Here is a 7958-nt window from a genome sequence, read left to right as displayed (position 1 = left end):
GAATACATTTTTAGCTGAAAATAAGAAATCCTGAACAAACAATGAATATGTTACAAATGACAATATAGCATTAAGTGCTCATTCAACAGATACTGCGTCTATTGAATAAGCACGTTGCAGCGTTACAGGAACATCCCGCCAGATACCTCAATACGTTGTGCCGTCATCCAGGCGAGCTCATCGCTGAGCAACGCGGCGATGGCAGCACCGATATCATCCGGTAACCCGACGCGTCCCAGCGCCGTTTGCGAGGCAATATACGCATTTAGTTGCGCGTTATCGCGCACATTCCCACCGCCAAAATCGGTTTCAATCGCGCCCGGCGCAATGATATTTGCCGTAATACCGCGTTCCCCCAACTCTTTAGCCTGATAGCGGGTGAGCACTTCCATCGCCCCTTTCATGGCGGCATAGGCGCTGTAGCCCGGTAGAGCAAAACGCGCAAGACCAGTCGAGACATTGAGGATCCTTCCCCCCTTGTTCATCAGCGGAAGAAGACTCTGCGTCAGGAAAAATGGCCCCTTAAACTGGATGTTCATCAGTTGGTCAAATTGCGCTTCGGTGAATGCAGAGTATGGCGCATTAATGCCGATTCCGGCGTTGTTCAATAAATAATCAAACCCTTCGCTCTGCCACTGTGCCTTTACGGTGTGCTTCATCTGTTCCACGAAGGATGGGAACGTTGAAATATCGCCGACATTTAACGGCAATGCCGCTGCTTTTCCACCAGATTGCCGAATTTCATCCACAACCTGCTGCGCCTCTTTTTCATTGCTGTTCCACGTCAGGACGATACCTATTCCTTTGTTCGCCAGCTTAAGTGCCGCGTTTTTACCGAGCCCACGACCGCCACCGGTCACTAATGCGATACGTTGCGTCATAAGAAACCTCATTTCAGGTGTTGTGATGATTGAGACAAAGCTTATTAGGTGGTAGAAGAACAATAAATATCGCTAATTGCGCATTACTGTTTCATTTAGAACAACAATAGGGCATGGGAATGGATAAAATTCACGCAATGCAGTTGTTCATCCGCGTCGCAGAACTGGAGAGTTTTTCGCGTGCGGCAGACACCCTTGGACTTCCTAAAGGTAGCGTATCGCGCCAAATTCAGGCCCTGGAAAATCACCTGGGTACGCAACTTCTGCACCGCACCACCCGGCGCGTTCAGCTGACGCAGGACGGCATGATCTATTACGAACGTGCAAAAGATCTGTTGAGCAATCTGGATGAACTGGATGGGTTGTTCCATCACGATCCAGCCAGTATCAGCGGTAAGCTGCGCGTCGATATGCCGGTTGGCGTGGCGAGAAATCTGGTCATGCCCCGCCTGCCCACCTTTTTGCATCAGTATCCGGGTCTGGAGCTTGAACTCAGCAGCAGTGACCGCCTGGTAGACTTAATTCGTGAGGGTTTCGACTGCGTCGTACGCGTTGGCACGCTGAAAGATTCAGGGTTGATTGCTCGACCGCTGGGGAAACTCACACAGATTAACTGTGCCAGTCCACAGTATCTGGCCCGCTTTGGTTATCCGGAAAGTCTGGAGGATTTGGCCTCACATGCTGTGGTGCATTACTCGGTGAATTTGGGTACGCGCGCACAGGGTTTCGAGGTGGCTACAGACAATGGGACTGCATGGGTAAAAACGGGCGGCATGCTGACGGTGAACAGCACCGAAACCTATCATGCAGCATGCCTTGCCGGGCTGGGCATTATTCAGGTACCACGCGTCGGGGTGCGTGAAGCTCTTCGCGCCGGTACGCTGGTTGAAGTGCTGCCGCAATATCGGGCCGAGCCCATGCCCGTTTCTTTGCTGTATCCACATCGCCGTAACCTTTCCCGCCGGGTACATCTGTTCATGGAATGGTTGACCGGTGTGATGAAAGACTATGTGGATTAGCCCATTTTCCGGGAAGTGGGTCTGAGCGACTATAATGTCATGAGTAAACAAAATAAGGACTACCGATCGGATGACGCAGGAACACGACGCAAAACACCCTACGCCTGAACAACAGCAAACCACCACAACGCCGGTGAAAAACGCCAAAGCGAACCAGGCGCTGAAAACAGCCATAACCTTCGCAGATAAAATTCAACGTCAACCTGTTATCGCCCACCTGATCCGCGCTGCAGAGCGTTTTAATGACCGAATGGGGAATCAGTTTGGCGCAGCCATCACGTATTTCTCGTTTCTGTCGATGATCCCTATCCTGATGGTGTCGTTTGCGGCGGCCGGTTTTATACTCGCCTCACACCCCACGTTATTACAGGATATCTTCAGCAAAATATTGCTCAACGTTAGCGATCCGACGCTGGCCTCAACGCTGAAAAACACCATCAATACTGCCGTTCAGCAACGTACCACCGTGGGTCTGGTGGGGCTTGGCATCGCCCTCTACTCTGGTATCAACTGGATGGGAAACCTGCGTGAAGCTATTCGTGCACAGTCGCGGGACGTCTGGGAACGCACACCGCAGGATCAGGAAAAAATATGGGTTAAATACCTGCGTGATTTTGTTTCATTGATTGGATTGCTGATTGCGCTGATCGTTACGCTGTCGATTACCTCCATTGCCGGTTCTGCCCAGCAAATGATCATCTCGGCACTGTATCTCGACGGCATTGAATGGCTGAAACCCGCATGGCGGTTGATTGGCCTGGCGATCTCCATTTTCGCCAACTATTTGCTGTTCTTCTGGATTTTCTGGCGTCTGCCGCGCCATCGCCCGCGCAAGAGAGCGTTGATTCGTGGCACATTTATCGCCGCGCTGGGCTTTGAAGCGATCAAAATGATTATGACATATACGCTGCCATCGTTGGTGCAATCACCGTCAGGCGCAGCATTTGGCTCTGTACTTGGGCTGATGGCATTTTTCTACTTCTTCGCCCGTCTGACCTTGTTCTGCGCGGCCTGGATTGCGACCGCAGAATACAAAGATGACCCGCGCATGCCGGGGAAATCGCAATAGTCACCGCCGGATGAGTTGTGAATTGCCGGATGGCGACGCGCGCGTCTTATCCGGCCTACGGGTGAGTTGTGTAGGCCGGATAAGCGCAGCGCCATCCGGCAATTATAATGCCGTCTGCTCTCACCGATTTAGTGAATAAATCCAACTCGTAACTTTTATTTAACCAAAAACCAGTTTTATCAACTAAGTTTTAAATTATGTGAAGCATTTCATAGAAGTGAAAACGCCAGCCTAAAAATTATCCTCTTTTCGACTTTATTTTGACCAGGCTCAGCGTTTGTTACAGATTGAAATGTCTCTTTTGCTGTGCGTAATATGGCCTTTCGTTCGACCCAAAATAAGAAAATATTATGCAAGCAACCGCTACAACACTCGATAACGAACAGGAACACGCCCCGGTCAACTCGCGCAATAAAGTCGTCGTCGCTTCGCTCATCGGCACCGCTATTGAGTTCTTCGACTTCTATATTTACGCAACCGCGGCGGTGATCGTGTTCCCCCACATCTTCTTCCCGCAGGGTGACCCAGCGGCGGCAACGCTACAGTCGCTGGCTACCTTTGCTATCGCCTTCGTGGCCCGTCCGATCGGCTCTGCCGTATTCGGCCATTTCGGCGATCGTGTTGGACGTAAAGTCACGCTGGTTGCTTCACTGCTCACCATGGGGATTTCAACGGTCGTCATCGGTCTGCTGCCGGGTTATGAAACCATCGGCATTTTCGCCCCGTTGCTGCTGGCGCTGGCGCGTTTTGGCCAGGGTTTAGGCCTGGGAGGTGAATGGGGCGGTGCTGCACTGCTGGCGACGGAAAACGCGCCACCGCGTAAACGTGCGCTGTACGGTTCATTCCCGCAGTTGGGTGCGCCTATCGGTTTCTTCTTCGCTAACGGCACGTTCCTGTTGCTCTCCTGGCTGTTGACTGATGAGCAATTTATGAGCTGGGGATGGCGCGTACCTTTCATCTTCTCTGCCATACTGGTTATTATCGGTCTGTACGTCCGTGTTTCGCTCCACGAATCACCGGTATTTGCCAAAGTCGCCGCAGCGAAAAAGCAGGTAAAAATCCCGCTGGGCACTCTGCTGACAAAGCATGTTCGCGTGACCATCCTCGGCACGTTCATCATGCTGGCGACCTATACGCTGTTCTATATCATGACCGTCTACTCGATGACGTTCAGTACCGCCGCAGCACCTGTGGGTCTTGGCTTACCGCGTAATGACGTATTGTGGATGCTGATGATGGCGGTGATTGGCTTCGGTGTGATGGTACCAGTGGCAGGTCTGCTGGCCGATGCGTTTGGTCGTCGCAAAAGCATGCTCATCATCACCACGCTTATCATTCTGTTTGCACTGTTTGCCTTTAAGCCGTTGCTGGGTTCCGGTAACCCGGTGCTGGTGTTCGCCTTCCTGTTGCTGGGATTGAGCCTGATGGGGCTGACATTCGGCCCGATGGGAGCACTACTTCCGGAGTTGTTCCCGACCGAAGTTCGCTACACGGGCGCATCATTCTCGTATAACGTCTCGTCGATTCTCGGTGCCTGTAAGGTGACAGTTATGTAGTGAACATCGGAACGAATCCGGGAACAGGTGAAAGAAGGCGGGATCTGGTGGGACAAAGTCAGGCGAATTAAGGCTTGGCGGCAATATGCTTGTTTGTGTGCTGAGACGGATTGTTCATTGTCAAAATTAGATCACCGCCGAGCGCTTGCATACTTATGACACATAAAACTGTAACGCTAATACACAGTATTTAATGGCTTCACACAGCGTTTAAATATCATTAATTGTGTAACTTGCTTGGTACCATTTGGAAGCTTTTTGTAATCGTTAGGTACTGCCTTGATCGTGGGGTAGCACGGTTTGATTAGAGTCAACTCACAACGTCAATCAGGCCGGTTAAGTTGTTCATATGAATAATTTAGCCGGCCTTCTGGTTTTTACTGGACAGGTCAGCCTCGGCTACGCTGCTATCATCCTCAGGTGGCCCTTTTTTCAACTGCTCATGAAGTCGAATCAAGCGTTCTTTTTCAGATTCACTGAGGTTTGACCACGTCTTATCATTAGCTTCCAGCCCCTTCAGATTTTGAAGAACACCTCTAGCGCCAATCCTGAAAAATAAATGCACGAGTTCATAACGCTCTTCAGCATCCAGCGAGTCAAAAATCAAAGACCATGCGGATGAGATCGCTCCATCAATAGATGTAGCGGGCGTTCCTGTAAAGGCCAGGCTAACGCCTTCATAACCTTCTTCAATAAGGCGATTTTGAAGGTTTTCAACGCTAGACCCCCTGTGCACCTCCTCTACGAAAATTATACCTTCGGCAAGCCATTCAACCGGTACGTTTTCAATCTTGGCAATTCTTAATGCCACATTGAGTGACGGCTCGGTTCCTCTTGTAAGATAGTTGTTTAATGTGGAAAACGGTAACCCCCACTCTTCGGCTGCTGCACGAACAGTTCTAGAGCCAATGAGCACCCTCAATCTCTCTGAAATACTTTCTTTTTCAAGGGATTCCAAAGAAAGTTTTTTGTTTTTATGTTCTTGCATTGCTATTCCCATTAACTAATTGATTTTGAATTTGAAACTCATATAGGCACGCCAAAAACTCAAAGAAACAAACTACGTTGTGTTTTTTTCTTTACTTGTGCTCAATGTGGATCAATACTTATCCCAACGGATAACCCGCGCGGATTATCCGCATGGATAACTTTTTAGGGTAATCGAAAGATGCAAAGAAATGAAGGACAGCGTGACTGGCATCGCATTGACATTGTTGCCGCGCTTCATAAGTGTGGTTTCACAATGCGTTACCTTTCCGTCAGTGCCGGACTGAAACCCGATACGCTGAAAAATGCACTGGCAAGATCATATCCAAAAGGGGAGCGCATCATCGCTGATGCACTCAATACAGAACCTGCATCAATCTGGCCAAGCCGTTACAACAAGGATTAGTGAAATGTTTGTGACTGTTAATGAATTAGTGGGAGTGCCTGGACTACCAACCACTCTGCAGGGGCTGAGATATAGCCTGAAAAAAATAACTGATAATGCCCCACAACTTGTTCGCAAACGTGCTGGCACTAAAGCGTTTGAATACCACATTTCTGCTTTACCACCTGAAGCACGTGCAGAGGTACTCTCCGCTAAAGGCATGGTGGAAACATCTTCTGGCGTCATCTCTCTGCCGGAACGCACTAAGGGTCATGCTGACTCTGCACATAACTTCGAGCGCCAGCAGCTCTGGAAACATTGGGAAGGTGCGACCAACGAACAGCGCCAGCGTGCTGAGCAGCGTACTACTGCTGTTTCTCTTGTCGCGGAGCTGGTCGATTCAGGTCTGTCTTTGCGCCTGGCTCTGAGAACAGCGGCCATGAAACTGCATATGAGCGAAGGCTCTTTGCGTAACCTGTATTACCGCGTACAGAACCGCAGCCGTGACGTTTGGGCGCCCGTTCTGCTTGACCGCCGTCTGCGTGAGAAGTGCAAAACCAACCGTGAAGCGCCAATCAGCGAAGATGCCTGGCAATTTTTCCTGGGTGATTATCTCCGCCCGGAAGAGCCTTGCTTCACGAAATCGTATGAACTGCTCCAGATAGCTGCGCGGGAATATGGCTGGGAAATCCCTTCTGAACGCACGCTGCGCCGCCGTGTTGAACGCGAAATCGATGCGCGTGTCATTGTCGCCACCCGCAAAGGTGATAACGCACTGGCGCGTATGTTCCCGAGCCAGCAGCGCACCGTCGCGCAGCTGCATGCGATGGAATGGATAAACGGCGATGGTTACCAGCACAACGTATTCGTGCAGTGGTACAACGGTGAAGTGATCCGCCCAAAAACGTGGGTCTGGCAGGACGTTCATAGCCGCAAAATTATTGGCTGGCGTACTGATGTCTCTGAAAACAGCGACAGCATTCGCCTGTCACTGATGGATGCCATTTCAGAATTCGGTAAGCCTGAACATGTCACCATCGATAACACCCGTGCAGCGGCTAACAAATGGCTGTCAGGCGGTGTTCCTAACCGCTATCGCTTCAAAGTTAAGCCGGATGATCCGATGGGTATTCTGCCGATGCTCGGTATTCAGGTTCACTGGACGAGTGTTATTGGCGGTAAAGGCTGGGGTCAGGCAAAACCGATTGAACGTGCATTTGGTATCGGTGGCCTGGGGGATTATATCGACAAACATCCCTCTCTGGCCGGGGCATACACTGGCCCGAACACCCAGAATAAACCGGACAATTACGGTGACCGGGTTGTTGATGTTGAGACATTCCTTTCCGCTGTCAACGAGGGGATCGCCATCTATAACGCGCGTGTCGGCCGTGAAACTGAGATGTGTCAGGGTGAGCTGTCATTTGACCAGGCATTCGAGCGCAGCTACAGCAATGCGGTTGTCACCCACCTCAGTGAAGAGCAAATCCGCCAGCTGATGCTGCCAGCAGAAGCCGTGACGGTGAAAACTACCGGTGAATTCTTCCTGCAGTGCGGCGGCACTCTTTATGGCCGCAAAAACAGCTACTGGAATCCGCTTCTGGCCAATATTCGCCAGCGCAAAATTACAGTGCGTTTCGACCCTCGCAACCTTCACAGCGAAGTGGCGTGTTACGACCTTGATGGCCGCTTCCTCTGCATGGCGGAATGCCGCTCAGCTGTTGCGTTCGGCGATACCGAAACAGGTCGCGAACATAGCCGCCAGCGTAAGCAGATGATGACCCATACCAAACGCGCAGCCAAAGCTCAGCGCCGCATGACGGCAATCGAGGTTAACGATCTGCTGCCAAAAGTTGCACCGGCAGAACCACCGCAGCGGCATGTTGTTGAACGTGTCTTTGCCCAGGGTAATGCACTGAAAAAAGTTCAGGAAGTCCAGGAGCATCAGAACGAGAACGATGTGATTTTCCAGACGCTGATGAAAAGTGTCAGCAAGTCGAAGAAATAAAAAAGCGACGTTTGAGCCGCCGCTTTTGAGAAGTGTTTAAAACCGTATTAACA

General features: G+C 50.8%; 6 protein-coding genes and 1 pseudogene. 5 read left to right on the top strand and 2 right to left on the bottom strand.

Annotation, left to right across the window (positions count from 1 at the left end; genetic code table 11):
• Nucleotides 1–122: 122 nt before the first annotated feature.
• Complete coding sequence (locus NNN64_RS03140) at nucleotides 123–881, bottom strand: SDR family NAD(P)-dependent oxidoreductase (protein WP_271440443.1); 759 nt, start codon at nucleotides 879–881, stop codon at nucleotides 123–125.
• Nucleotides 882–1000: 119 nt separating this feature from the next.
• Here NNN64_RS03140 and NNN64_RS03135 point away from each other — a divergent pair, with 119 nt between their 5' ends.
• The 3 genes and pseudogenes from NNN64_RS03135 to NNN64_RS03125 all read left to right on the top strand — a co-directional run.
• On the top strand, nucleotides 1001–1900 hold the full coding sequence (locus tag NNN64_RS03135) for a LysR family transcriptional regulator (RefSeq protein ID WP_271440442.1): 900 nt from the start codon (nucleotides 1001–1003) through the stop codon (nucleotides 1898–1900).
• A gap of 70 nt (nucleotides 1901–1970) precedes the next feature.
• Nucleotides 1971–2969 (top strand): inner membrane protein YhjD, encoded by a 999-nt coding sequence (gene yhjD, locus NNN64_RS03130; RefSeq protein WP_271440441.1) that lies wholly within the window; start codon nucleotides 1971–1973, stop codon nucleotides 2967–2969.
• Between the two features lie 350 nt (nucleotides 2970–3319).
• Nucleotides 3320–4504: pseudogene (locus NNN64_RS03125) on the top strand (MFS transporter); the annotation flags it as partial.
• Between the two features lie 379 nt (nucleotides 4505–4883).
• Here NNN64_RS03125 and NNN64_RS03120 read toward each other — a convergent pair.
• Nucleotides 4884–5513, bottom strand: a complete 630-nt coding sequence (locus NNN64_RS03120; protein WP_271440440.1) for a hypothetical protein — start codon at nucleotides 5511–5513, stop codon at nucleotides 4884–4886.
• A gap of 180 nt (nucleotides 5514–5693) precedes the next feature.
• On the opposite strand from NNN64_RS03120, the gene NNN64_RS03115 reads away from it, so the two are divergent.
• A complete protein-coding gene (locus tag NNN64_RS03115; RefSeq protein WP_271440439.1) occupies nucleotides 5694–5918 on the top strand; it encodes a helix-turn-helix domain-containing protein in 225 nt (74 codons plus the stop codon).
• Nucleotides 5919–5922: 4 nt separating this feature from the next.
• Nucleotides 5923–7905 carry a transposase domain-containing protein gene (locus NNN64_RS03110; protein WP_271440438.1) on the top strand — a complete coding sequence of 661 codons (1983 nt, stop codon included), beginning with the start codon at nucleotides 5923–5925 and terminating at the stop codon, nucleotides 7903–7905.
• The last annotated feature ends 53 nt before the right edge of the window (nucleotides 7906–7958 follow it).

It is taken from the genome of Citrobacter sp. Igbk 14, from assembly GCF_028069825.1.
Classification (GTDB): Bacteria; Pseudomonadota; Gammaproteobacteria; order Enterobacterales; family Enterobacteriaceae; genus Citrobacter.
The sequence above is the reverse complement of the archived record's forward strand: the minus strand, read 5'-3'. Positions and strand labels throughout refer to the sequence as shown.